This window comes from Gracilimonas tropica DSM 19535, from assembly GCF_000375425.1.
Lineage (GTDB): Bacteria > Bacteroidota > Rhodothermia > Balneolales > Balneolaceae > Gracilimonas > Gracilimonas tropica.
Map to the genome: position 1 here is coordinate 22,547 of NZ_AQXG01000017.1, position 25,390 is coordinate 47,936.

27 protein-coding genes and 1 tRNA gene are annotated in these 25,390 nt (G+C 41.6%); 24 read left to right on the plus strand and 4 right to left on the minus strand.

Annotated features, from left to right (window positions below; all coding sequences use genetic code 11):
• Positions 1-237 precede the first annotated feature (237 nt).
• Complete coding sequence (gap, locus tag B151_RS0116225; RefSeq protein ID WP_020404704.1) at positions 238-1,236, minus strand: type I glyceraldehyde-3-phosphate dehydrogenase; 999 nt, start codon at positions 1,234-1,236, stop codon at positions 238-240.
• A 230-nt stretch (positions 1,237-1,466) separates the two neighbouring features.
• Here gap and pruA point away from each other — a divergent pair, with 230 nt between their 5' ends.
• Positions 1,467-3,083 carry an L-glutamate gamma-semialdehyde dehydrogenase gene (pruA, locus tag B151_RS0116230; RefSeq protein ID WP_020404705.1) on the plus strand — a complete coding sequence of 539 codons (1,617 nt, stop codon included), beginning with the start codon at positions 1,467-1,469 and terminating at the stop codon, positions 3,081-3,083.
• A 477-nt stretch (positions 3,084-3,560) separates the two neighbouring features.
• On the plus strand, positions 3,561-3,920 hold the full coding sequence (locus B151_RS0116240; protein ID WP_020404707.1) for a DUF3127 domain-containing protein: 360 nt from the start codon (positions 3,561-3,563) through the stop codon (positions 3,918-3,920).
• 157 nt (positions 3,921-4,077) lie between these two features.
• Here the strand turns inward: B151_RS0116240 and B151_RS0116245 are convergent, their stop codons facing one another.
• On the minus strand, positions 4,078-5,079 hold the full coding sequence (locus tag B151_RS0116245; RefSeq protein ID WP_020404708.1) for a potassium channel beta subunit family protein: 1,002 nt from the start codon (positions 5,077-5,079) through the stop codon (positions 4,078-4,080).
• A gap of 364 nt (positions 5,080-5,443) precedes the next feature.
• Here B151_RS0116245 and B151_RS0116255 point away from each other — a divergent pair, with 364 nt between their 5' ends.
• The 14 genes from B151_RS0116255 (at position 5,444) to B151_RS19770 (ending at position 18,413) form a co-directional block, all read left to right on the plus strand.
• Complete coding sequence (locus B151_RS0116255; protein ID WP_051069764.1) at positions 5,444-6,706, plus strand: efflux RND transporter periplasmic adaptor subunit; 1,263 nt, start codon at positions 5,444-5,446, stop codon at positions 6,704-6,706.
• A gap of 1 nt (position 6,707) precedes the next feature.
• Positions 6,708-7,472: an ABC transporter ATP-binding protein gene (locus B151_RS0116260; protein WP_020404711.1), complete on the plus strand. Its 765-nt coding sequence runs from the start codon at positions 6,708-6,710 to the stop codon at positions 7,470-7,472.
• On the plus strand, positions 7,469-8,677 hold the full coding sequence (locus tag B151_RS0116265) for an ABC transporter permease (protein ID WP_020404712.1): 1,209 nt from the start codon (positions 7,469-7,471) through the stop codon (positions 8,675-8,677). The genes B151_RS0116260 and B151_RS0116265 overlap by 4 nt, the downstream gene beginning before the upstream one ends.
• Positions 8,678-8,776: 99 nt before the next feature.
• Positions 8,777-9,373, plus strand: coding sequence for a 2'-5' RNA ligase family protein (locus B151_RS0116270; protein WP_020404713.1), 597 nt, complete (start codon positions 8,777-8,779; stop codon positions 9,371-9,373).
• A 149-nt stretch (positions 9,374-9,522) separates the two neighbouring features.
• A complete protein-coding gene (locus tag B151_RS0116275; RefSeq protein ID WP_026166716.1) occupies positions 9,523-10,287 on the plus strand; it encodes a helix-turn-helix domain-containing protein in 765 nt (254 codons plus the stop codon).
• 85 nt (positions 10,288-10,372) lie between these two features.
• The gene (locus tag B151_RS0116280) at positions 10,373-11,794 is read left to right on the plus strand and encodes an amidohydrolase family protein (protein WP_020404715.1); all 1,422 of its coding nucleotides are present in this window, start codon (positions 10,373-10,375) and stop codon (positions 11,792-11,794) included.
• An 80-nt stretch (positions 11,795-11,874) separates the two neighbouring features.
• On the plus strand, positions 11,875-12,807 hold the full coding sequence (locus tag B151_RS0116285) for a polysaccharide deacetylase family protein (RefSeq protein WP_020404716.1): 933 nt from the start codon (positions 11,875-11,877) through the stop codon (positions 12,805-12,807).
• Positions 12,808-12,840: 33 nt separating this feature from the next.
• A complete protein-coding gene (locus tag B151_RS0116290; RefSeq protein ID WP_020404717.1) occupies positions 12,841-13,554 on the plus strand; it encodes a CPBP family intramembrane glutamic endopeptidase in 714 nt (237 codons plus the stop codon).
• 12 nt (positions 13,555-13,566) lie between these two features.
• Positions 13,567-14,676: a serine hydrolase domain-containing protein gene (locus B151_RS0116295; protein WP_020404718.1), complete on the plus strand. Its 1,110-nt coding sequence runs from the start codon at positions 13,567-13,569 to the stop codon at positions 14,674-14,676.
• A 195-nt stretch (positions 14,677-14,871) separates the two neighbouring features.
• Positions 14,872-15,597 (plus strand): NAD(P)-dependent oxidoreductase, encoded by a 726-nt coding sequence (locus B151_RS0116300; RefSeq protein WP_020404719.1) that lies wholly within the window; start codon positions 14,872-14,874, stop codon positions 15,595-15,597.
• Positions 15,598-15,775: 178 nt separating this feature from the next.
• Positions 15,776-16,297, plus strand: a complete 522-nt coding sequence (locus B151_RS0116305) for a nuclear transport factor 2 family protein (protein WP_020404720.1) — start codon at positions 15,776-15,778, stop codon at positions 16,295-16,297.
• 4 nt (positions 16,298-16,301) lie between these two features.
• A complete protein-coding gene (locus tag B151_RS0116310; RefSeq protein WP_157471102.1) occupies positions 16,302-17,003 on the plus strand; it encodes a DUF4386 domain-containing protein in 702 nt (233 codons plus the stop codon).
• A gap of 129 nt (positions 17,004-17,132) precedes the next feature.
• Positions 17,133-17,729 (plus strand): GIN domain-containing protein, encoded by a 597-nt coding sequence (locus B151_RS0116315; RefSeq protein WP_020404722.1) that lies wholly within the window; start codon positions 17,133-17,135, stop codon positions 17,727-17,729.
• Between the two features lie 18 nt (positions 17,730-17,747).
• Positions 17,748-18,413 (plus strand): fibrobacter succinogenes major paralogous domain-containing protein, encoded by a 666-nt coding sequence (locus B151_RS19770; protein WP_020404723.1) that lies wholly within the window; start codon positions 17,748-17,750, stop codon positions 18,411-18,413.
• 162 nt (positions 18,414-18,575) lie between these two features.
• On the opposite strand, the gene B151_RS0116325 is transcribed toward B151_RS19770, so the two are convergent.
• Positions 18,576-18,649, minus strand: a tRNA-Ile gene (locus tag B151_RS0116325).
• 210 nt (positions 18,650-18,859) lie between these two features.
• Positions 18,860-19,279, minus strand: a complete 420-nt coding sequence (locus B151_RS0116330) for a hypothetical protein (RefSeq protein WP_020404724.1) — start codon at positions 19,277-19,279, stop codon at positions 18,860-18,862.
• A 75-nt stretch (positions 19,280-19,354) separates the two neighbouring features.
• Between B151_RS0116330 and B151_RS0116335 the strand changes: the two genes are divergently transcribed.
• The 8 genes from B151_RS0116335 to B151_RS0116380 all read left to right on the plus strand — a co-directional run bounded on the left by B151_RS0116335 (position 19,355) and on the right by B151_RS0116380 (position 25,302).
• Positions 19,355-19,633, plus strand: coding sequence for a hypothetical protein (locus B151_RS0116335; RefSeq protein WP_020404725.1), 279 nt, complete (start codon positions 19,355-19,357; stop codon positions 19,631-19,633).
• Positions 19,634-19,857: 224 nt separating this feature from the next.
• Positions 19,858-20,046, plus strand: coding sequence for a hypothetical protein (locus B151_RS0116345; RefSeq protein WP_020404727.1), 189 nt, complete (start codon positions 19,858-19,860; stop codon positions 20,044-20,046).
• 11 nt (positions 20,047-20,057) lie between these two features.
• Positions 20,058-20,825 (plus strand): CHC2 zinc finger domain-containing protein, encoded by a 768-nt coding sequence (locus tag B151_RS19775; protein WP_020404728.1) that lies wholly within the window; start codon positions 20,058-20,060, stop codon positions 20,823-20,825.
• Positions 20,822-23,137 carry a hypothetical protein gene (locus B151_RS0116355; RefSeq protein ID WP_020404729.1) on the plus strand — a complete coding sequence of 772 codons (2,316 nt, stop codon included), beginning with the start codon at positions 20,822-20,824 and terminating at the stop codon, positions 23,135-23,137. Before B151_RS19775 ends, B151_RS0116355 begins: the two co-directional genes overlap by 4 nt.
• Before the next feature lie 386 nt (positions 23,138-23,523).
• Entirely contained in the window at positions 23,524-23,778 is a 255-nt protein-coding gene (locus B151_RS0116365) for a hypothetical protein (RefSeq protein WP_020404731.1), read from the plus strand.
• A 152-nt stretch (positions 23,779-23,930) separates the two neighbouring features.
• Positions 23,931-24,659: a hypothetical protein gene (locus B151_RS0116370; RefSeq protein WP_020404732.1), complete on the plus strand. Its 729-nt coding sequence runs from the start codon at positions 23,931-23,933 to the stop codon at positions 24,657-24,659.
• A complete protein-coding gene (locus tag B151_RS0116375; protein WP_040517221.1) occupies positions 24,656-25,084 on the plus strand; it encodes a hypothetical protein in 429 nt (142 codons plus the stop codon). Before B151_RS0116370 ends, B151_RS0116375 begins: the two co-directional genes overlap by 4 nt.
• Entirely contained in the window at positions 25,081-25,302 is a 222-nt protein-coding gene (locus B151_RS0116380; RefSeq protein WP_020404734.1) for a hypothetical protein, read from the plus strand. Before B151_RS0116375 ends, B151_RS0116380 begins: the two co-directional genes overlap by 4 nt.
• Positions 25,303-25,390: the final 88 nt, after the last annotated feature.

The window sequence follows — 25,390 nt, forward strand, 5'->3', positions numbered from 1 at the left end:
CTTTTCATTGTTTCCTCCGTTTTTTGGTGAATGGGAATGTGGTTAGATCCTCACAGTTTTACAAGTAAACAGATTTAAAATATATCTTACAGTGGACACAAACTGCCGGACATTTATGATATAATCAGATGGTAAGTTACCCTGAAACCTTGAAATTCAACCCACAAAAAAACTCCTGTCTTCTTTCGAAAACAGGAGTTCAAGATCAATTATCGATCTTATGATCGAAGTGTCAAATTACACGATCCTTGTGATCAAATCAGCAGTACGGGCAGAATAGCCAGCTTCATTATCGTACCAGCCAATGATCTTCACCAATTTTCCATCGGCTTTGGTCATATCACTGTCAAAGATGGTGGAATGAGGGTTTCCTACAATATCGGTTGATACCAAAGGTTCATCCGTGTATTCCACAATCCCTTTATAATCACCTGCAGCAGCTTCTTTGAACAGAGCGTTTACTTCTTCTGCCGTTGTTTCGGTCTTAAGTACGGCAACAAGATCAGTCAAAGAACCGGTTGGGGTTGGAACACGAACAGCACCGCCATCAAGCTTGCCATCCAGGTGAGGAAGTACTAATCCAACTGCTTTAGCTGCTCCGGTGGTTGTAGGTACGATATTAGCTGCAGCAGCTCGGGCCCGACGAAGATCCTTATGCGGACCGTCCACTAATTGCTGGTCGCCGGTATACGAGTGGATGGTTGTCATAAATCCTTTTTCAACACCGAATTTGTCATCCAGAATTTTCACCATGGGAGCCAGGCAGTTGGTGGTGCAACTTGCATTGGAGTAGATGGTTACATCTTTATCGATCTTTTCATCATTCACGCCCAACACGATAGTTTGGATATCACCTTTAGCAGGTGCTGAAATAATTACCTTTTTGGCTCCGGCTTTCAGATGCTTGCCGGCACTCTCAGCATCACGGAAAAAACCGGTGGATTCTACAACAACTTCAGCACCCAGGTCTCCCCATTTCAAATTCGCAGGATCTCTTTCTGCACTTACTTCAAAACTCATTCCGTCAATGGTCAGCTTGTTGCCATCTACAGATACTTTGCCGGGATAGGTTCCCTGAGCGGAATCATATTTGAACAAGTGTGCCAATGTCTTGGGGTCGGTGAGATCGTTTACTCCAACAATTTCAATATTGTCTTTATGATTTGCCAGAATTGAACGGGTTACCATTCTGCCAATGCGGCCAAACCCGTTAATTCCTACTTTAATTTTAGCCATTGTTTAATCCTTATTTTGATTGAGTTGTGATGCTTTCAATTACACTAACTTCAATGTATCAAGCATCTATAAAGTTCATATGAATTTGCCCAAATCTACCATTATAACGCCCTATTTTCAATGTTTTGCACAGCCAATCCATCTTATAGATACAACCTTTGAAATGGGAGCGCTTTTCTGCGTATCTTTAACCCATCAAGAAAAAAATTTATCATTAAAAACTAAGACCCATGCCCGACCAGACCTTAGAAAAATACCGCAATGAGACCTATCTCGATTTTTCTGACCCTACCAACGACAAAGCCCAAAAGAAAGCACTTGAAGATGTTCGTTCCAATTTTGGCAAAGAATATGATCTTTACATCAATGGTGAATTTGTAAAGGGTGATGCCGGAACCTTTGAAAGCAAAAACCCGGGTAACCTGAATGAGACCATTGGAACCTTCCAGATGGCCAGTAAAGAACAAGCGTTTGATGCCCTTGACAAGGCCTGGGATGCATTTGAAAGCTGGCAATATGTGTCTGCTGAAAAACGTGCTGAGTATCTTTTTAAAGCAGCCGATGTAGTACGCCGTCGCAGATTAGAGATCAACGCATGGATGATCAGCGAAGCCGGTAAGAATTATCTGGAAGCGGATGCCGATACCTGCGAAGCCATCGACTTTATTGATTATTATGCCCACGAAGCCCTTCGAATGGATGACGGCATGGATGTACTTTCGGAAACCTGGGGTGATTATAACAAATCCATCTACATGCCCATCGGTGCAGGTGTTTCCATTTCTCCATGGAACTTCCCTTTTGCTATCTTTGTGGGAATGGCTATTGCACCTATTGCTGTAGGTAATACTGTAGTAGCCAAACCCGCTCCCGACACACCTAAAATGGGACAACTGTTAGCAGAGATCCTTGATGAAGTAGGTCTGCCGGCAGGTGTTTTCAATTACGTTACCGGTGGAGATATCGAAGTTGGGGAAAACCTGGCCAAGCATCCAAAAACACGATTCATTTCTTTCACGGGTTCTAAGAATGTAGGTCTTCACCTAAATAAAATTGCTGCTGATGTTGCTGAAGGACAGAAATTCCTGAAGCGCATGGTATGTGAATTGGGTGGTAAAAATGCTACTGTAGTCGATGAAGACGCAGATCTGGAACGAGCCGCTACAGAGATCGTGAAAGGAGCTTTTGGTTTCCAGGGACAAAAATGTTCAGCCAGTTCAAGAGTCGTGGCACATCAGGCCATTTATGATGAACTGCTGGAGAAAGTGACTGAAAAAACAAAAGCTTTAAGTGTTGGAAACCCGAAAGAAAATCATATTTCCGGTCCTGTGATCAACCAAAAAGCGGTTGATAAGATCATGGGTTACATTGAGATCGGGAAAAAGGAAGGCCGATTGGTAGCCGGCGGAAAACGTGCTGAAACGACGGACGAAGGCTTCTACATCGAACCCACCGTTTTTGCAGATGTGGATGAAAATGCTCGTATTGCTCAGGAAGAGATCTTTGGCCCGGTTACGGCTTTCATCAAAGCTAAAGACACGGATGATGCCCTGCGCATTGCCAATGGCGTTGATTATGGATTGACGGGTGCCTACTTCTCTTCAGATCCTAAAAAGATCGACAATGCATTACGCAAGTTCCGGGTAGGAAACCTTTACATCAACCGTAAATGTACCGGAGCCCTCGTTGGTGCTCAACCATTTGGCGGCTTCAAGCTCAGTGGTACGGATGCCAAAGCCGGTGGACGTGATTACCTCAAGTATTTCCTTGAGCCGAAATCTACCACACTCCGTCCGCAAGACGGCGTAGATTATGAACTGGAAGATTTCAAGTTCGCGAATAAATAAGCTTATTTAAGTTTTCAGATCAAAGCCCCGCAGAGTTTTTTCTGTGGGGCTTTTTTTTGAATATCGAATATTGAGTAAGGAACATTGAATTTTGAAGTTTTTTTTGGGTCTCCTTCTTCATGCTTCTTGCTTCTTCCTGCATTTCCAGCTTCCCACCCACTGGCGGCAGGTATCTGTCTTCTCCTTCCCCACCGGTAGGTTTGTCGGGACGCAAGCGCAAGGAGAAGGACGCTTTGGAAAGAAAAATAGAAAATTCAACGACTCTTGCCTTTTATGAACCAGTGTTTTGAACCAGCAAAAATAAGTCTCCCTTTGAAGGGAGTACGGCTTTAGCCGGGAGGGATGGGAGATGTCTTTAAGGACTTCATTGCTTAAATCAACATAGGATTTTCAGGATTTATCCTAAAAACTATTCGAAGTTCAAAAGAGAGGTGTCTATATTAGCCGTCCAAATAATTCACACTAAAAACACAGGTCATGGATCTACAAATTCAAGGGAAAGTCAGTAAGATATTGGAAGAACAATCAGGTCAGGGTAAGAATGGTCCGTGGAGAAAGCGGGATTTTATTCTGGAAACTAAAGGGAAATATCCCAAGCAAGTATGCATCACGCAATGGGGCGACAATATTGATCAAAACAAGGTAAATGAAGGTGATGAGATCACGGCATTTATTGATATCCAAAGCCGTGAATACAAAGGCAATTGGTACACCGATGTGAAGGCCTGGAAAATTGAACAAGGCGGTCAGGGCACGGTCGAAGCTCCGCCAAGCGCGCCGGGGTTAACGATGGATGGAAATCAGGAAATGGACCTGGATGATGATCTGCCTTTCTAACCTGCTGTTCCAATAAAAAAAGCCACTGCATGTAAACAGTGGCTTTGATAGATCAACTGACGAAAAAGCTACTTTTCTAAATGAACCCCATATTTCGATTCTCTATTAATAAACAGAAATCGAACCACAGAATCACTACATGAATGTGTAGTATTGATCAATTTCGGCGCCAGTCGGTGGGGGCACCGGGCTTGTTATCAAGAATCTCTTCGATCTTATCCATGACCTCCTCGTCAACTTTGTCAACAAGCTCGATGGCTTTCATGTTTTGTTCTACCTGTTCAACATTGGAAGCACCGGTAATCACAGTACTTACATCAGGATTATTAAGGCACCAGATCAAAGCAAGCTGCGGCATGGGTACTCCAATTTCCTCAGAAACAGATGCCAACTCTTTTACTTTTTGAAGTTTAGCGCGGCCTTCTTCCGTTTCAAGAAGACGTTTACGCAGCCAACTGTATTTTTCAAGATCAAGGCGTGAGCCTTCCGGAATTCCATCATTGTATTTTCCGGTTAGCAATCCACTTGCCAACGGACTCCAGATCGTTGTTCCAAGACCAATATCTTTATACAGTGCGGCAAATTCAGATTCCACTTTGTCCCGTCGAAACATATTGTATTCCGGTTGTTCCATAAGCGGTGGCCGCAGATGATTTTCCTTCGCAAAATCGTAGGCTTTGCGAATTTCATCGGCACTCCACTCACTGGTTCCCCAATACAGAGCCTTGCCTTCGTTGATCATTTGATTCATAGCCCATACAGTTTCTTCGATAGGCGTGTTAATATCGGGCCGGTGACAAAAGATCAAATCCACATAATCAGTTTGGAGTCTTTTTAAAGCAGCCTCAGTTCCTTCTTTGATGTGTTTGAAGGACAGGCCCTGATCGTTTGGCCCCTCGCCTCCCCAAAATATTTTTGTAGAAAGAACGAGATCAGAGCGTTTCCATCCCGCCTTTTGGACAACCTTGCCCATGATGATCTCAGATTTTCCCATTTCATATGCTTCCGCATTATCAAAAAAGTTCACCCCTGCATCATAGGCTGTTTTCATTTGATTGTATGCCAGATCCGTATCAACCTGTTCTCCGAAAGTAACCCACGACCCAAAAGATAAAGCAGAAACTTTCAATCCTGATCGTCCTAAAAATCTGTATTCCATTGTGTTATGTATTTTTTATGAGAGATTTTCTTTTCTGTAATCTACCAACAAATCAAGAAAGTAATGCGTTCTGTTTTGCAAGCAGATCTTAGCCTGCTTTGTCAATTCCCGTTGCATAAACAATTTCGGTAGTTCCAATTCTTATGTATCAATCAATTACAATAGGCTTCCATATCAGCACTCTCCTTCATATAACCTCTTTCCTCTGATTCTCCCGAAAAAAAAGCTTCTTTTCTATGATTTAGGTTCATAAAAAGGAACATTTAGAATCTATTTGTAATGAATCACATTACAGGGCTTAGTGATTCGTCCTTCTTTCAACAAGGGTTACATCTCCGCATTTTTAAAAACCATTAAAACAAAGATGCCCATGTTGAAACAGGATCAGGAGATAGGATCAGACGAAGTCAAAGAATCTGATATTAAAGAGGAGATCAGAAAAACCGATATCAGTTCCAGTGAAATTGAAAAAACTTTGGGGATTGATCATTCAGTGTCTTCATCCAAAAAGAAAATCTTCCTCCTTGTTATCTCCGTAATATTTCTTCTTGCTGCAGCCGCATTGACGTGGTTTTGGTTAATGAAACCCGCTAAAACGCAATTCATAACCGAAGCCGTAAAAAGGACTGACCTAACGCTTACAGTATCAGCTACCGGCAAGTTGCAAGCCGTAAATACAGTGGATGTAGGAAGCGAGATCTCGGGATTGATCGACCAGGTTTTTGTGGATCACAATGACCGGGTTTCAGCAGGACAAATTTTAGCACGATTGGATACAGAACGCCTTGAAGCGGAAGTGACTCAGGCTCAAGCCCAGCTCGATGCAGCTCGTGCTTCGCTTCAACAGGCCGAAGCCGGACTTGAAGAACAACGTCTCAAAACACAACGAGCTGAACAACTTGCTGCCCGTGACCTGATCTCATCACAAGAACTTGAAACGGCCCAGGCAGCACTCATTCGAACAGAGGCTAATGTAGAAACAGCACGATCTCAGATCGTTGTAAGTGAAGCCGGACTGGAAATGGCTCAAACGACGCTCCGGAAAGCCACCATTCGTTCTCCTGTTAATGGGGTAGTTCTGCTATCTAATATCAAATCAGGACAAGCAGTAGCTGCTTCATTTCAGACACCGGTACTTTTTACCCTTGCAGAAGACCTCACTCAAATGGAATTGCATGCCGATATTGACGAAGCGGATATCGGCCAGGTTCGTGAAGGGCAACCGGCCACTTTCACCGTCGATGCCTTCCCCGATTCCCTTTTTCCCGCAACCATCTCAAAAGTCTATTTCGCTCCCCAGATCACATCCGGTGTGGTAACCTACAAGGCCATTCTTACCGTTGAAAATCCCAGGCTGCTTCTGCGTCCCGGAATGACGGCTTCTACCGATATTACAACCAATCGGGTACAAAATACGCTTGTGATTCCCAACGCAGCTCTTCGTTTTACACCGCCAAGTGTACAGAGAGAAAACATTGAAAGTGAAACCGTTTGGACTCTTGAGAACAGTGAACCTACAGCGATCGCCGTTAAAACCGGACTCACGGATGGCCTTCATACTCAGCTTCTTTCCGGAAACCTGGTTGAAGGACAACAACTTCTCATTAACATCCGGCAGGAGGAATGATATGGTTGCTGTTCAAACCTCAGATCTTAGAACCGGTGGTTCTGCTCTACCAAATGGGAAAGCTAAAATTCCAATCGTTAAATTTAAAGCTGTCTCAAAAGTTTATGGAACCGGCTACACGGAAGTAAAGGCCTTATACAACGTAGATCTGAATATCCATGAAGGTGAGTTTGCACCTATTATGGGACCCAGTGGTTCAGGAAAGTCAACTTGCCTGAACCTGATCGGATGCCTCGACAGTCCCACTTCCGGTTCCTATCAATTTCGGGGCGTTGAAGTAGGCAACCTGAATCGGAATCAGCGAGCTTTACTTCGCAGAAATTACCTGGGTTTTGTATTCCAGGGATATAACCTGTTGAAGCGCACTTCGGCTTTCGAAAATGTGGTGATGCCTTTGGTTTACCGGGGATTTAACCGGTCGGAAAGAACCACGATGGCACTGAAAGCGCTATCTGCTGTTGGTTTGAAAGGAAGAGAACATCACACTCCGGCCAAGCTTTCAGGCGGAGAGCAGCAACGGGTGGCCATCGCCAGGGCTATTGTAACGCATCCGAAACTGCTTCTTGCCGATGAACCGACCGGTAATCTCGATTCCAGAACCAGTGTTGAGATCATGGAATTGCTTTTGCGGCTCAACCGGCAAGATCAAATCACCATTGTAATGGTTACCCACGAGCCCGACATGGCCGATTACGCTTCCCGAACTATCCACTTTTTAGATGGACAGATCACCAACGCCAACCTTTTTGAAAAGACTCTTTTATGATCTGGAGTACCTTGAAACTGGCATTTTCTGAGATCGGACGTAACCTGATGCGGTCATCTCTTACCATCCTGGGCATCGTGATCGGAGTAGCCGCTGTTATCAGTATGGTCACGCTGGGTGGCGGAGCTACCACGCAAATCACCAACGAGATCACCAGCCTTGGAAGCAACCTTTTGGTGCTACAACCCGGAACTATGGGCGGTCCCGGCGGTATTCGTGCCGATGCAAAGCTCTTTAAAATTGCGGATGCGGATGCCATCAAAAAAGAGGTGGCAGGCGCTTTTGCTGTTACCCCGGTAAGTACTTCAGCTACCGTAGCTATCTACGGAAACGAAAACTGGCAAACGGTGATCCGTGGCGTTGAGAATGATTATTTCATCATCCGGGAATGGGATGTGGTGGCCGGACGCGAATTCACGGCCGCAGAACTTTCCAGTGGCCGGCTTTCATGCATTTTGGGTGATCGTGTAGCAAAAGAACTCTTTGGGTTTCAGAATCCACTTGGTGCTAAAATACGGGTCGAAAACGTAAGCTGTTTGGTAATCGGAGTGATGGAAGAGAAAGGAGAATCCACCTTTGGCATGGATCAGGATGATTTTATTTTGATGCCCATCAACACACTTCACCGCAGAATTTTGGGAAGCACTGATGTCGGTTCCATCTACATTTCCGCCAAAACCGCCGAAATATCACCACAGGTGCAGCGGGATATTATCGAACTTATGCGACAGCGCCGCAACATCCGCACCGGAGATGAAGAAGACTTTGAACTCAGCGACATGGCACAAGTTGCCAGCACCGTCGAAAGTACCAGTGGAATCCTGACTGCTTTCCTTGCCGCCATTGCCGCCATAAGTTTGTTGGTCGGAGGAATCGGGATCATGAATATCATGCTGGTATCGGTAACTGAACGGACTCGTGAAATTGGCATCCGGCTGGCCATAGGAGCACTTGGGTGGGAAGTACTGCTTCAGTTTTTGATCGAAGCCATCATCCTTTCTCTGTTTGGAGGCCTTATTGGGATAGCCCTTGGATTAGCTTTGGCTGCATTTGTGGCACCCATCCTGGGAGTTCCCTTTCTGTTCGATTTCAATATAATTGTGATTTCCTTCCTCTTTTCCGGAGCTGTAGGTGTGGTTTTTGGTTTCTTCCCCGCAAGACGAGCAGCACTCATGGATCCGATCAATGCGTTGCGATATGAGTGAACTTCTCACGAAGCGCAGTACACACTTAATCATTTATGTGTGATATATGTTTAATTCATATATTCAGGTTCTTTTACATCTCTCAAAATCAAGGACGTCATGGGACTCATAAACAGATCGGGACAGTTCTCACTTTTCAATAAAGAAGAGGATGAAGCTTTGTGCCAATTCTTGATTCTGATACCACTTCCGGATGCATTGAACCATGATATTTTGAGGATGAAGCAGCAATTTAGGGAAGAATTTGGCCCGTATCCGTCCCTATACTCTACACCTCATATTACGGTATGCAGTTTTTTGCTTTTGCAGCGACGGTCTGAAGAAGTATTTGCTTTGCTTCAAAATTGTGTCGATCCCCTGCCCGCTTTCCATCTATACTTAAATGGTTTCGATACATTCCCAGGCCGGGTGATCTATTGCAAGGTACAAGAATCATCTGTCTTCAATGCTATCATTCAAGAATTTGATCAAGCCCGCAAGCAATTGATGATCCGTAAAAACTACACCGCAGGAATCGTCCCTCATGTTACCATTGCCCGGGGATTGCAGACCTCTGTTTTTCATTCAGCCAAAGAAGAGTGGCTAAAGAAATCATACAACGCATCCTTCAAAGTGGATAAGCTGAACGTATTGAATTATGATTTTGAACAAAAAAGATATCGAAAATATACGGAGTTGTATTTAGGCAGGGGCTGACTTGATGATCCTGAGTACAATTCACGTTTAACTTTTTGAAGCTTTTCCCACTCTGAAGTTTAGCAAAACTTTATACAAAAACGTCCGTATCTCTTCCGGAATTAGAGCCTAAAATTTATTGGTCTTCGGAACTTAAAACCCTTTTAAAAGTGATATACAGAGTGATCCCTCCCCGCAAAGAACTTAGAAATACGGTTAGTCATTTTTGGGAGGCCACCTGGGATGCAACTAAACACCCCCCTAACGCTACGCACTATATCATTGCAAACAGCCTTTCTGAGATCACTTTTGCTTTTGACGGGAACCGGAAAGATTCGGAGCTGTTATTTTCAACTATCCAGGGACAGACCACTCAACCAAACCGTATTCCGGTAAAGGGCTTTTATCATTTATTAGGTGTTTCATTGTATACCTATGCCCTTCCCCGGCTCTTCAAAATTTCAGCATCCGATCTTAATTGTGAATTTTTAAATCTGGACACTTTCCTGGGAAATGAAGCCACCCGGCTCACCGACAGGATCGCATCGGCTAATTCGACGGATGAACGTATTGAACTTCTTAGCTCTCATTTTATGTCATTGATGGATAAACGAAAAGTAGAAGATCTACTGATCAACGATGCGATCGGACAGGTCAAAAGAAAAAGGGGAATTTTAAAGATCAGTGAACTTTCAAAAGAGTACAATTTATCCCAGAAGCAATTCAAAAGACGATTTCAGTCTTTCTCGGGATTCAACCCAAAAACCTATGCCCGGATCATACGCTTTGAGTCGCTAATTAAAAATATTGATTCCAGGTCGAACTTAACCGAAGCTGCATATGCTAATGGTTATTACGATCAGGCGCACTTGAACCGTGAGTTCAAGGCATTTACCGGATTCAGTCCCAATGAGTTTTGGAAGCTGAGCGATTAACTTTCCAAATGTCCCTTTTTTACAATCTGAACTGAACCCCGACCACTAACTTACTTTCACCCATTAATCGGTATACCAAAAACCTATGAACATCGGGAAAATATTTGTCATCGCATATGTAATTTTATTCAGCCTTTACATGCTTGCCGGGGTTGAAAAGGATATAACTTCTGCCCGAAATCTTACCAACAGCTTGGAGAGTTACCTGAAGTATAGCGACGAGATTTTGGCTTTTACCAATGCCATAATAATAGATGGAACCGGAGTATCTCAAAAAACCGGCCAAACACTGCTGATCCATAATGGCATTATTCAGGCAATGGGGAACCAAGGTGAAATAGAGATTCCGAAAAATGCAACGATCATTGATCTTAGTGGAAAAACGATCATTCCCGGTCTGATTGGCATGCACAACCATTTACATATTCCACGCTTTCCTTTTTTGGGTGATGTAGCGGCAAAACTGTACCTGGCATCAGGTGTAACCACCATTCAAACGGCCGGAGCTGCGGATGCTCAAAAGGAATTAGAGTTGTCAAAACAAATAGCGAAAGGAAATCATATTGGACCCGAAATTATACCAAGTGCGCCATTCATCACCGGTCCCGGAGGAAACCCAAATATGATCATCCCAAGGAATGAAGAGCACCTTCGTGATACTTTACAGTATTGGTTCAATCAGGGTATCAAGTGGGTGAAAGTATATCGGAACACAAAACCTGAGGATCTTGAGATCATTATTGATGAAGCGCACAAGAACAATGTCAAGGTTAGAGGACATTTATGTTCCATCACTTTTGAGGAAGCCACGTTAATGGGTATTGATGGCATCGAACATGGCTTAAACAGCACCGCTGATTTTCGTTCAAATAAAGATTATGGCATTTGCAACGGCGGTAGAGAATACATGGATGAGCTTGACATCAGCAGCACTAAAGTGAAGGAACTGCAAAAATTGATGATCGAAAATGGAGTGACACTGACTTCAACTTTATCTATTTACGAAGCCAGTGTTCCAAACCGTGCCTATGCCTCAAGTAAAACACTTGAGTTGATGTCGCCCTACCTTTTAAATCAATATCAGGAACGTCGAAAGCGGTTGGATGCGATCAAGAATGACCTGACCAGAGAACAAAGATTGAAGCGCATCATGGAGTTTGAGTATCAGTTTTTCAAAATGGGCGGACTTCTATGCAGTGGTGTAGATGCAGGACGGCATGTGCTTCCAGGTTTTGGGGATCAAAGAAATTTTCAGCTCTTCGTGGAGGCCGGATTTACTACCGAAGAAGCCATTCAGGTCATGACCGGCAATGGTGCAAAAGCTCTGGACCGCGACGATATTGGCATCCTCCAAGTCGGTAAAAAAGCCAACTTTGTGATCCTCGAAGGAGATTTGAGCAAAGATGCTTCGACCATAGAAAAAATCGAAACGGTTTTTAAAGAAGGTATTGGATATGATCCTCAAAGCATCCTTAGAGATCTCAAAGGGAAATTTGGACAACCATGATCTTCAACAATAAAGACATCCAAAAGGTGGATACACGCATTTTGAATCAATACAAGCAACCTCGATTATAACATACTTCTATGAAATACATTTTCACTCTTCTTCTACTCATCCTGACTATCCAGATCCCAAGGGCTCAGGAAAAGACCATGTGTATTACCGTGGATGACCTGCCGGTTGTTCCCTATGGTATTGATGATCATGACTTTCACCTTGAGATCACCAAAAGCCTGATCAACACTTTTGATCAATTTGAAATCCCTGCCATAGGTTATGTGAATGAAAGCAAACTATACAATAATGATGAGGTAGATTCAGCTAAAGTAAAGCTGCTTGAAATGTGGCTGCAAAACGGCTATGAACTTGGCAACCACACCTTCTCACATAAAAACTATCATCAGATCCCTTTTGAGGAATTCACGGATGATGTCTTAAAGGGAGAAAAGGTCTCCAAAAAACTATCCAAAGAATATGGGAGATCTTATCAATTTTTTAGACACCCCTATTTAAGGATTGGAAATTCACAAGCCCATGCCGATTCATTGGTCGATTTTCTACAGACACATGGATACCGGGTAGCACCGGTCACCATAGATAATGAAGATTACATCTTTGCCAAAGCCTATCACAATGCATTTAAGCAAGATGACGGGGAGCTGATGAAAAAGATCGGGGAAGCTTACATTGAGTACATGACTCAAAAAATGAAGTTCTACGAGGCCTCATCAGAAAAACTATTTGACCGGAATATTGCCCAAACCCTTCTCATCCATGCAAACCTGCTAAATGCTCATTACCTGGATGATTTAGCCGGAGTTTACAAACAGCATGGGTATCGGTTTATATCCCAAAGCGAAGTACTTGAAGATCCGGCCTACCGGACTCCTGTTACCCGATATGGCAACTGGGGCATTTCCTGGATCGACCGATGGGCCATCTCCCGGAAAGTGGGGAGGGAGTTTTTTGAAGGCGATCCGGCCACTCCGGATTTTATCAGAAACATCGCTAATTAAGCTTTTCCAAATAATCAAACTTAGAACGTTCAGATGAAAACAACCGACAAAAGTATCAGCAAGACAAAAACGATCCTGATCTTCATAGGCACCATTATCACTGGATTTGTGCTTTTTGCCCTACCTAATATCTTCTTTGGCGTGTCGAAACTGAATGGTGGGCTGGTTGGAATAAATCTGCTTTTTATCGCTCTCTTTCAGTTGACCACAGTAAGTGCATTGGTTTACTTTTCCCTGAAACTGCAGGGCAAGGATTTCAGCTACATAGGTTGGAACTGGAAAAACTGGAGCAAAGATGGCTTGCTTGGGTTGATCATTGGCATGGCGTGGACTGCCCTTCAATTTGGGCTGATTATTCCCAATACCGGAGGAGCAGAAAGAGCCGATATTTCACAGATGCTGGGCATGTATGACGGCACCTCTATTGGCTTGATCTCTTTCGTGGCTTTAGGCGTGATTGGCGGAGGAATTACCGAAGAGATCTTCAACAGGGGATATTTCATCAATGTATTAAAAGACACTTTTAGCAATCCCAAGATCGGACTTTATGCTGCTTCCTTACTTTCGATCCTTTTCTTTGCTGCCGGACATTTACCCTCAGATGCCCTTGGCTGGTTTGATATCCTGGTTCCTACCATCGCCTACACCCTGCTTTTCATTTATACCGAAAGATTAACCGCCCCCATCATTGCACATGGCGTTTACAATGCGACGGCCATACTGCTTACTTACTGGATGTATTTTTGAAACATTAAACCAATGAATGTGATTTATAAAACAGGAACCCAAATACTTCTGCTTTTCTTAATTCTTTCTGCAGCTTCATGTTCAAAAGTGAATTATCCCTATCAGTATGAAAACCCGGATTCTCTTGATGACGGATGGGAAACGATACATTTGGACTCATTAGATGTAGATACCTCTGGTATTTACCAATTATTCAACCAGTTGAATGAAGGAGGTCATAAAGTCCATAGTATTTTATTAGTTAAAGATGGTAAGCTTATCATTGAAGAATACTATGGGAAATACAATGTTTATAAAAACCACGACCTCCGTTCTGTCACTAAAAGTGTGAGGTCTATCCTTATGGGCATTGCCATAGATGAAGGTTTTATTGACAGTATTGATGATCCAATAACAAAATATATACAATACCCTGTTCCGCAAAAAAACCTGGACCCAAGGAAAGAGAAGATAACTATTCGCCATCTTATGACGATGTCATCAGGGTTGGATTGCAATGATTGGGATCCTGATTCAAGAGGTCAGGAAGACCGTATTTATCGACAAAAAGATTGGCTTCAGTATTTTTTGAACCTGCCAATGATTAATGACCCGGGTACCATATCAAATTACTGTTCAGTAGGTACCATTCTGGCGGCAGAAGTTATTTCACATGCATCGGGAATGGCATTCGATGACTTCGCTGATCAATATCTGTTCAATCTGTTGGGCATCGAAAATGTAAGCTGGGGACACACTTCAAATAGAGAAGTTAGTGCCTCAGCCAAACGGCTTTATATGACCCCTCGCGATATGGCCAAGATCGGTCAGTTAATTCTGAATAAAGGGATGTGGAATGGTCAACAAGTTGTTTCTGAGGATTGGGTGGAAGAGTCCACTTCAAGAATAACAAAAATCACCGGAATGGATTACGGGTATCTGTGGTGGAGTGTCCCTCTTCAGGTAGATGGTGATTTATATATGCTAACAGCGGCTACAGGTAATGGAGGCCAATATATTTTCGTGCTCCCCGAACTGCAAATGGTTGCAGCTTTTACAGGTGGGGCATACAACTCACAAGACGATAAACTGCCGTTTGCTATAATGAGCAAAGTATTTATAAAAGCATTCAAGAATCAATGATTTCAGTATCTAAATTTTTATATAATATTCATTCCAATATCTAAGAGAATATTGACCCTGATCCGGTATAATATTAGGAGACAGCGGGGTTCAAAGTCAACAAGTCCATTTTCTACAATTATCTGTTAAATCCATTGGATAATTTTAGATGATCTATGAATGTACAAGATCAAAATAAAATCTAATCAATAAATAATGACAACACTCGTCGTAGGTGCAAATGGATCAACTGGCACATGGTTGATAAAAGAGCTTTTGAGTATAGGGCACGATGTAAAAGCCATCGTACGCCCATCATCTTCCATTCCTGAAGGTTGGGAAAAGAATTCCGGCTTAGAGATAATAAGAGCTGATATTTCTAATATAAGTGTGAATGAAATGGCGAACTGTATCAAAGACTGTCAAGCTGTTCTATCGTGCCTTGGGCATAACCCATCGATGAAAGGAATGTTTGGATATCCCAGAAAGCTTGTAACAGAAACTGTGAAACTCATTTGCTCTGCAATTCAATTAAATGCACCAGGGTTCCCTTTTAAGTTTGTATTGATGAATACTGCAGGAAATAGTAATAGAGATCTACAAGAATCCATTTCATCCGCGCAAAAATTCGTAGTAGGGTTGATTCGCTTAATATTGCCTCCGCATGCAGACAATGAAGACGCCGCTGATTTTTTGCGCTTAAATGTAGGTCAAAATAATTCCCGGATGGAATGGGTAGTTGTAAGGCCGGATACATTAATTAATGATGAGAATGTAACAGAATATGAGGTGCATCCATCCCCTATTCGAAGTGCAATATTTAACCCGGGTAAAACCAGCCGAATAAACGTTGGTAATTTTATGGCCAAATTAATCACAGAAAATAGCTTGTGGAATCAATGGAAGGGACAAATGCCTGTTATTTATAATAAGATGGATTAATCCTGGTCTATAAATTTTCGCCAAACCAAGAGCCACAAAGCTTTTTTACACCTGTAAGAAATGGATTTAAAGAATGTCCATTTTTTACAATCCCTTTAAGTCTTAGTTAGAGAAATTCAGGTCATTCTTTAAAAGAATAATAGCCACCCGGATTAACTGATCAAACTATCTTCTGACTATGAAAAGATTAAAACAACTGGTCTTTACCTGCTTTTTAGTGTTCTTATGGGCATTGAATACACATGCCCAGATAAATGAAAATTCCTCCCTATTCCATTCCCTGAAGCAGCAAGACCATCTTTTCTTTGAAAAAGGATTCAACCAATGTGATTTAGAATATTTGGAAGATCACATTACCGAAGATCTAAAATTCTATCACGATCAAAGTGGGTTCCAGGATAGGTCAGCTTTTTTCGAGAATACAGAAAAATACATCTGCTCAAACCTTGATAAAAAGCCTATTCGGAAGCTTGTGGAAAACAGCTTACAGGTTTTTCCACTGTATGATAATGGAAAACTGTATGGAGCTATTCAAAAGGGAAAGCATAACTTTTACATCAGAGAAAGCGGGAAAGAAGATGTATGGACTAGTTCTGCGGAGTTTACGCATGTATGGGTTTTGAAAAGAGAAGAATGGTTGCTAAGCGAAGTTTTGAGCTATAACCATCAGGATCCTTCCCCTGAAAAGAATGAAAAGTGAGGGTATGGAATCAGCAAAAAGATATACTAAATGGGCCGGACTTTTTATCATCCTCAGCATGATAGCTGGAATTTTAAGCGTAGCCCCTTCCATCGACTCGCCTGAATATTTAAGCTTGGCTGCTGAAAACCCAGGGCAGGTGATAACAGCAGCCATTTTTCAGTTCATCATGGCTTTGCTGTATTTGGGATTTGCATTAGTACTGTATCCCATTCTAAAACAATTCAGCCGCAGGTTATCTCTTGGATTTTTAGGCTTCAGAATTGTTGCAAGTACATTGGTTATTGTCGGAACCATTCTTCTCATCTCTATTCTATCATTAAGCAGTGAATTTGTTGAACAAACTCCTGACTTTGGTCAGACATTTGAAGCTTTTGGAAAGCTACTGAAAATAACCCGCGACTCGGTCAACCATGGTTTTATGGTATTTGCCCTGAGCACTGCAAACATCTTGTTCTACCTGATTCTCATCAAAGCGAAATTAGTCCCCCGATGGCTTTCAGTTTGGGGCATTTTAGGAGCAATTTTATCCGTATTGGCAAGCGTGTTGCTATTGTATCAGGTGTTAGACGTGATCACCACGGAGTATATCCTGCTTAATATGCCTACGGCAATTACGGAATTAGTATTGGGTCTTTGGCTAATTATAAAGGGATTTGAGGATATCAACTTTGATGAAGATCGATCGGATTTCTTGTTGGCATAAAATTATCTGTGGTCATTGTGCCGACAATACTAAAATAAAATTGAGTATTCTTTAACCTCTCTGAAACCTTTCAAAGCACTTACCGTAATACCTTAAATTCATATAAATACTAAATTTATTCGAAATAATATGAAAAATATATCAACACTCTTATTGGTTCTTTTATTGATTTCAACATTCCCCTTGTTAGCCCAGGAAAATGGTATTCAAGTACAAGAAGATCCTGTTATTGAGAGAATAATAGATGTTGGCAGCTTTGATAAAATCGTAATGGTTGGCGGTGGCAATGTATTTATATCCCAATCCTCGGATTTAAAGTTAAAAGTAATCAGTCAGGATGGTTGTATAGAGTCTGTAAATACGACCGTTACATCCAATACTTTGAAGATCAATAACAGCAGTTCCTCAAACTGTAAGGTGGATATTTACATCGATATGCCGGTTCTGAAAGAGATACAGCAAGATGGAGGTGGTGTTATTAAAGTAAGTGAAGGTTTTAACACCATAGATACCTTTCATTCTGTCCTAAACGGAGGGGGATTAATAGACATGCCAACCTTAGAAGTGGATTCATTTATTGCAACCATAAATGGGGGCGGCACCTTATCCATTCAAGCCAAAAAATATCTGAAAGCAGACATCAAAGGTGGAGGTTCAATTCTTTACCAAGGCAATCCAAAAGTAGAATCCAATATTTTGGGTGGTGGATCTGTACAACGACATTAACACTTAAATTTATATTTCATGAAAATCATATTTACACTTTCTTTACTACTAATACCCCTTTCAGGTTATTCTTTTCAGCAACAAGAACAAAACCCGGATATTAAATATGGTGAGTTTACGGATCAAAGAGACAACCGTGCCTATAAAACAGTAAAAATAGGTGATCAAGTTTGGATGGCTGAAAACTTTGCATATATACCCTATGTCTGTCAACCGGACTCTTTTAACTGTGGAGTTTGGGTTTATAATTATGACGGTAACGAGGCATCTGCTGCCAAGGAAACTCCAGAGTATAAAAAATACGGTGCGCTTTACAGCTGGAGTGCTGCAAAGGAATTAGCCCCGGAAGGCTGGCATTTGCCCAGTGACCAGGAATGGAAAGAGCTAGAAGAATATCTTGGGATTGATTCTTTAGATATTGAACATAAAGAATGGAGAGGAGATAATGATGAGGCCAACAAGCTTAAGATTCATGGTGAAACCGGCCTGAATATCATTTTTGGTGGATGGATGACGGATTACGGCAAATTCAATTTCATAAATGAACATGCTAATTTTTGGTGTGCAACTGAGTTCGATAAAGAACGAGGTTATGAACGCTTGATTGGCGTCAATAACGGAAAAATTGGAAGAGCTGCCGGAAATAAAGGCTGTGGTTTTAGTGTTCGCTATATAAAAGATTAAAAAGGTTTTAAGTGATCTTTAGTCGTAACCCTTTCACATTTTTGGCAGCACTTCTTCATTCTCTTCAAAAATATATTTTCAAATAATTATCATCTTTATACCAAAAAAAAGACCCTTTAATATGCTTAAAGGGTCTTTTTTAATGTACAATGGAAGTTAAAGTGGGCCCGGCAGGACTTGAACCTGCGACCAATCGATTATGAGTCGACTGCTCTAACCAACTGAGCTACAGATCCATTGATACCGCAAACGGCGATTTTCAACCTTATAAGCCAAAACTGAATCAAAATTGTACATAGTTTTGTACATAGCTCTACTTTCTTTACCAATTGTACATAGTACATGGTCATTAGAATGAGGTTTTATGTTATCAGCTGTGTACAATTCTGTTCCTTTTTGTTCGCTTACATTGTGTAAGTAAATATAGAAATAAAAAGCGCCTCAATTCAATCTAATTTGGAGTGTTTTTTGAGAAGCCTTACCAGTGCCTCGGCAACTTTTATTTCAAGTTCTCTTGCTCCTGATTTTTCTTTCTGGCTTTCACTAAAATCAAAATTCAAAAGAAGCGTGAGAGCATTTTCCATCTTTTCTTTATCAGAAAATGTTAAATCAGAACTTGGAGATTTGCTTCCATACATTTCTCCCTTTCCGGTAAGTAGCCACGTTCCATCACATCCAGTCCCAAGTACAATTTGAGCCAGTACTTCTGATCCTGGTTTTTTAATTCTCCCATATTTCAAATCAGTAATTAACGAATAATTGTTAATTCCACATTCCATAAGAAATTCTTTAGCCGAACCGAATCTATTACTAATTAAAATAATTCTTTCGGCAATACTGTTTTTTTTGATTGTGCTTGATTGCATTTAATCTGTAATTTCGTCATTCGTTAATTAACTATAATTCATCTACTTACAATGTGTAAGTAACTAAATATAATTATGTCTAATCAAATACCTAATACACATTCACAGTTAAAATTTGCGTTGGGTATCAGTCAAAGAAGTTTAAAAGGTTTTGCTAACACTCTAACTAAGCCAGATGGTTCCATTGGGATTTCACATGCAGCTTTAATTCGGGTAGCGCAAGACACTGACAAAACCCCTTGGATACGTGAAGTAATTAATAGAACTATTAAACAAAGCAAAAGAAAACACCCAAGCATTTGGGAAGAATTTTTGAAAGAAAATGACTCAGACAAAACAAAAACAGATTATTAATGCAATTGATGGGCTTTCCAATCAATTGGAGCTGATACGCTCACTGGTAAACGATACCCTCCTCCAAAACAAAGAATGGCTGAATTCAAAAGAATTTGCTCTATTAGCTAACATAAATTCTAAATCAGTTTCAAATTACGCCGGAAAAGGTAGGTATAAGAAGATTAAGAGAGATTGTAACGGTAAACACTTGATACATGTATCTGAGCTAAAGAGGCACCTGAATGAATAGGAAGCCACGTACAAAAATTTCGAGGACTACCATTTGGGGACTTGCCGCATTCATTGAAAACGAAGTGAATCTACATGATTTTTCATTACTGATTCGGGATAAGAAGAACGCAGATATCAAACAAGTCGCAGTTATTCTGATTGAGGCTAAACAAAAACTTAACCGAGTGATCTTGCAATAGATCATACCTGATTGACATTCTACGAAGCGATACCTCACGTTAGAGAAGCATCCAGAAATGATATCATTGAAATCATTTCTGAACGCATTCCTTTAAAAAAATCTGGCAGTTACTACAAAGCGTGTTGTCCATTTCATTCTGAAAAGTCTCCATCTTTTTATGTGCATGAAATCAAAGGCACGTATAAATGCTATGGTTGTGATGCATGGGGTGATGCGATTAGTTTTGTGGAATTTTTTGATGGGCTGACCTTCAATGAAGTCATCTATTTATTGGCCGACCGGTATCACCTAACCATTTCATATAAAAGTAGGAAGAAAACCCAACAGGCTATAAAAAAAGAAGACGATATACTTTCAGGGTACTCCTCAGTTAAGTCTGAAATCCTCAAGACAAAGAAAGTTTACGTAGCATTTAAAAAAGGCAACACGTCATTCATCCCTATTATTTTCATAGATGACAAGCTAAGCCTTGATGCTGCAAAACTTTTAAAAAAACGAGCTCAAAAAATCATTTTTGTGGCTCAGGACACCTCTTGGGAAATGCTTAAACCTTCCTTTGAAGCCGCTTTAAAGGTAGAACTTGAGGTATTCGCTATTCCAGATTATTCCTACGAATTCCCAGAAATGGACTGGGTGGACTATTGCTCTACTCAAACTACACAAATAATTACGAAGAAAGATGTGATACACCTTATTGCGGGGATACCTGACAATATTACCCGGTCTGTATACATCACCTATGCAACAGATAATTTCAAAGAAAATAACAGAAAATGACAAACTACATGTTCAATGCCGAGTTTTGGCGTTGGTATCTTCGAAATGAGTTCAAAGAATTTTCCCAGCTTTCAGATACAACTACCCTTATTGAAAAAGTTCCCAATGTATTCAGTGAAAACACTAACGACTCTTTTCTCAATTTAAACCTTGATACGGAAATTTGTACCGATTCAGAGGGCAATGAATTCAGTATAGTTGAGTTCATTGCCATTAAAGAAGACTGCGAACGACAGTATGTTGAAATGGCCATGGCCGTTGACTATGAACGGTGGCTGGCCCAAAAATTTCAGGAAAACGCGGCCAAAGAATACGAACGAGACTTCGATAACTACCAATGGGTACGTAAACGAGGCGGAGAAAAAGTACCTGTAACCGATTTCGATCTCATCCTGGAGTCCATCATCGAAAAATGGAATCCGGAAAAGAAAGAATGGGAACGCACCTATGTTGGCCAGCTCCGCTATCTACGGGGAGGCATTCCCATGTATAAACCTTTCAATTTTGAACCTGGCCAAACTCACAGCGTGGAGGAATTTTCCAAAAGCGTGTGGAATAAAGATGTGCTCCAGGTGAAAAACATGAAAAACGAAGATATGCGAAGCTTTTGGCTGCATGTAAACCTCGAATATAAACCACGCATTGTCCGAGAGTTTGATCACTTTGGGATCATTTCTTTTGAGAAAACTCGGTACTTGTTGGCTGGTAACGTACTGGTAAGTTTCCCAAAGAAAGCATCAGGTCACATTAAACTGATTGCCCAACGAGACGGGGCTTTTCCCGTAGGCGACAATAAGTTTTTAAAGCCTCCTGAGGACGCTATTCATCTCCCCCATTACGAGCTGGGATTTGCCAATTCCGATGGTTATTTCCAAAGTGCAGAGGAAAGCTTGTACGACGACCAAGAATTTTTTAAGAAACTGTTGCAAATTGAACATCATTTTTGTGGTATGGTCGGTGGGGACACGGATTTCAGGAACTGGGGCAAGATTATCGTAGCCTACGTGTTTTCTTTTGTCTTTTTCGATGAAATATATGCCCTTCATAAGCACATCATTTTCCTCTACCTGTATGGTGAGGGAAATGTGGGTAAAGGTGAAATGGCTAAGCTTATCCAGGATTTTTTTGGAATTAATCACCTGGATAGTTTAAACACCCCACCGGCTCGTTCCGTCGATGAGGCGCTGGAGCAAAAATCCCATATTCCCCAATGGATTGATGAACATGTACCTCAAGTTCCTGGTAAAAAAGCCAAGATTGAAGACCAGATCTGGAACTCTTGGTTTGAACTAAAGCCACGGCCCACCAACATCAAGAAAGGCAACAAATGGGGCAAGGAGCATAAAGTGGTGCGAACCATGCCGCTTTTTTGCAGCAACTTTCTCCCAGCCACCGATCACCTACTTAGCCGTTCGCTGATCATTCATTACAGCAAAAAGACGCGTGGGCCAGAAGATCACGTAAAAGAGCTACTCAATGATCGGGTAACCCTTCAGCGACTTATGCTTTCTTTTCTAAAAAACTACCATCTGATTAATCGAAAAGACTTTATCAATGACATGGAGCGTATTAGGCTTAAGCTGAAAGATGCTGTCAAAACCGAATTGGGTGATAAAATGAAAGATGTGGTGCTTCAAGATCGGCAAATTAACCAGTTTGCATCCCTTGTAACGGTTTCCTATTGGCTCAATCCCCACTATAGATACATAATTTCCGGTGTCCTAAAAGAACTCGAAGTGATTAAAGACACAGCCGTCTATGATGATCACTACCGAAACTTCACAAAGGAACGTAATGATGAACGGCTCCTCTCGGTTACCGGGCAGGAGCTTTTCCTTTTTGCTCGCGATGAAGTCGTTAAAACCGCCATCCGTTACTCCTCCCAAGATCCACTTACCGAATTTATTGAAACCATTGGTACGCTTATCCAATCTTTGAAGGTTACCGTGCATCATTTTAACTGGACGAAGGACGGGACGCTCAAAATTTGGGCCAAGGCGATCTGGGACATCTACGAATACGAAAAAAGAGGCACCGATGGCATGGTTCGTCGGGATATTGTGGACGAGAAGCTGCGAGATTTAAGCGATTTGACTCCGGAAGGTGAACTTAAGGTGGTTAACTGGACGATTATCGACAGTTACAGCAACCTAAAGAACGATACTATTCGCCAGCGAGGGTATTACATTCCGAATGCGGTAGAAAACGAGCTGTTTCGCAACGCCTTTAACTGGGACAAATTTAAACCTGCCGGAAGCCAGCCCTGGACGGAAAACACCGAACTGTTTAATGAAGAAATAGCTTCCGCGTAAGCTATTTTTTTACCAGTAGAATAGAAATGCCCGAAAAAGAAGAAAATCTATGTTTCAATGTTTCAAAATACTAAAAACATACTTTATGATACTTTTAATGCACTTTTTTATGAAACTTTTTCTGAAACATTTATGAAACACTATGAAACATTGGGTCTTTTTTCTGAAACTGGAATGTTTCATCTGTGTTTCACGAGCATTTTATCTAAATCATTGAAATTATTTACCCAGAAATAAACTACAAATCGGTGTGAAACAGTACTGTTTCAGCAAATGTTTCATAATAATAAGCCTCTAATCGTATGTAAGCGCAATTATTAGGTATTTGAAACATTTTTTTGGAATAAAATGAGTTTTACCGGAAAATCAGTACAAAACCATCACCAATGAAAAATCCCATGCAAACCAATCCATCCATGCAAGAAGTTATTGACCGTGAAGTAATGACTATCAAAGAAGCCCAGGTTTATGTTGAAGAAAAAACCGGCATGAAAAGCAGCCTCTTTTACGATTGCGTCCGCCCGCTATTATCCCCCCGTCCTATGGCTATTAATCAACGCACCCGAAAACCTGCTCACTTTGTAGTGGCCAAAGAACAAGTCGAGCAGGTTATATTCAGCATGAAAAAACAAATTGAGTAAAAAGATCCATTCCAGTATACTCAATAAATTTTTCTCAATTTTTTGTGCTTACAGTAAATTTTTTCTTGCTCACATTCTCTTCTATCCCTCCAAGGCCTATTTAAAGCCATTGGTTTCCTGCCTATTCTGTGTTCGAACCAAACAGAACACAGATGGCAGATCATTCAGAACTTATACGTGAGGCCCTTCCCGATGAAAAAGTGGGGGGAGCTATTAAAGCCACTCCTGGTCGACCCCCGGCTGAGTTTTACTCCAGCTCTATACACTCTAATCCAAATTATTCAGTAACTGGTAATTATTACCATGAGCGCTGTCTTCAACTCGAAGGCCAATTGAACGATGCAAATCGGAAAAATCAGCAAATCACCGATGAACTTTTTCAAGCACGGAAAGACCTTTCACAGGATAAAACAGAGCTTCTTTTGGCCCATCAAAATGAAATTGCCCGGTTGAAAGAAGAATTCCGGGATAAAATGGATGGACTTAAAGAAGCCCATACTTCAAAAGTAAGTGAACTGGAGAAAACTATTGATCAGTTAGATCGGGAGCAGTTCAGAAAAGATTTGGAATACAAAGCCTCCCAACAATCTCCTGGCAACCAGATCACCGAGCATTTATTAAAGAAATCCCCTGACCTTGTTGACGCTATTGGGGGTATTATCAGCATTATTGCAGGACAACGTCATGGAATGGGGCCTGTTCCAATGACGCCTAGCTCAGGTCCTTTTACTTCTAATGTCGGAGGTGAATATGCCTCAGGGGCTGCCGAGTTCGGTTCTACCGAGCCGGATATACCCAATGATCACTCATCAGCCACCGATGAACCGGCTGCGAAAAACGAACAAACAGAGAATCAGGAAACCGAAAAATCTGAGCAATGACTACTCACCAACCATACATGAATCTAATACGGTCTGCTTTAGACTTTATGAACGTGGATGCGCCCTCTACCTCCCGATACATCTCCTATGTACGTACGGTTCAGAATCAAATTCAGATCATCGAAAAGATGGAAAAAAGGGCATTAACGGTCGCCGACTGGATTAAAATAGCTATTGAATTAGGTAGACAAGCACTGGAAAGAGATATTGGCCCAAAACGAATTGCAGAAAGCATATATCCCCTTATGGATGGATCAGGGCAATTCTCAAGCTACGCCAAACTCTCTGCCGGTGCTGCTACCCATCTTTTGTTAATCTGGACAGGAACCTTCCGATCTATTAGACCCGAAGAGCGGATGTTGCTGGTTGATGTGATTGCCGAGCTCCAAAAACTATATCTCAACCGAAACGAAGTGAGACTATGAGCAAGGTAAAGACAAAAACCATTTCACAAGTTCGAAATACTCTTTTTTCTTTGGCCGATACCAAAGGTATCACAGCCATTACCCGCAACGGTGTATTTATAGGTGTTTTAATAACATGTGGTGAATCTACCTCAGAATGGGCTGCCCTTCGTCAAAGACGAGTATTAGATAACCCAGTACACAATATAACAGAACTTACTAAGGGAGTTCTTGGGTAATGCAGAGCTCCTACGTCAACATATTACCAGATACCCAGCAGCAACATGCCAGAGCACGGGCTGTGGATGCTTCTTTGGGAGCATCCAC